Here is a 205-nt window from a genome sequence, read left to right as displayed (position 1 = left end):
GTGAAGTCAACGTGACCCGGGGTATCGATAACGTTCAGCCGGTGGCCTTTCCATTCACAGGTTGTCGCCGCTGACTGGATAGTAATACCGCGTTCGGCTTCCTGATCCATAAAGTCCATGGTGGATTCACCATCATGTACTTCACCAGACTTATGGATTTTGCCGGTCAGTTTAAGGATACGTTCGGTTGTGGTGGTTTTGCCCG

The 205-nt window shown here is 50.7% G+C and carries 1 protein-coding gene; it reads right to left on the bottom strand.

Annotated features, from left to right (window positions below):
* Positions 1–205 (bottom strand): GTP-binding protein (locus tag B3O33_RS05445; RefSeq protein ID WP_292363166.1); only part of this gene is annotated, 205 nt, incomplete at both ends.

The sequence above is a fragment of the Methylophaga sp. UBA1464 genome, assembly GCF_002325665.1.
In the GTDB taxonomy this organism is placed as follows: Bacteria; Pseudomonadota; Gammaproteobacteria; order Nitrosococcales; family Methylophagaceae; genus Methylophaga.
The sequence above is the reverse complement of the archived record's forward strand: the minus strand, read 5'-3'. Positions and strand labels throughout refer to the sequence as shown.